The organism is Rhizobium sp. PRIMUS64 (assembly GCF_023006465.1).
Classification (GTDB): domain Bacteria; phylum Pseudomonadota; class Alphaproteobacteria; order Rhizobiales; family Rhizobiaceae; genus Rhizobium; species Rhizobium leguminosarum.
On the sequence record NZ_JALBGX010000330.1, the window covers coordinates 1 to 564 of the forward strand.

Below are 564 nucleotides of genomic sequence, written 5' to 3' on the forward strand. Positions count from 1 at the left end.
AAATGATCCATATCGACATCAAGAAACCTGGCCGCTTCAGCCAGGTTGGCCACCGCATCACGGGTGATCGAACCCGCCAAAGTTCGCGCAGGGGCAAAGGCTGGGGCGCTGGCTGGGAGTACGTTCACGTCGCCATCGATGACGCCTCGCGCGTTGCCTTCTCGCAGATATTGCCAGACGAAAAGAAGGACAGCGCGGTCGCCTTTCTCAAGGCGGCACTGACCTACTATAATACCCTCGGCATTACCGTCGAGCGCGTCATGACCGATAACGGTCCCTGCTATGCCTCAGGCGAATTTGCCCGCGCCTGCCGCGAACTTGGCCTCAAGCACGTCCGAACAAGACCCTATACGCCAAAAACCAATGGCAAGGCCGAACGCTTCATTCAGACCGCGCTTCGGGAATGGGCCTATGCCGTCGCATACCCAACCTCGGACATGCGAGCCGACCAACTGCCAAAATGGCTCCATCGCTACAATTGGCATCGACCCCATGGCAGCCTAAAATATAATACACCAATCAGCAGACTCGGCCTGACCGAGGACAACCTGTTGAGGCTCCACA

Annotated in this window: 1 protein-coding gene; it reads left to right on the forward strand. The window is 57.4% G+C overall.

The genetic code is table 11. From position 1 onward, the window contains the following. Nucleotides 1–564, forward strand: a 564-nt coding sequence (locus tag MOV76_RS39415; RefSeq protein WP_247266619.1) for an integrase core domain-containing protein, incomplete at both ends; no start/stop codon positions are given.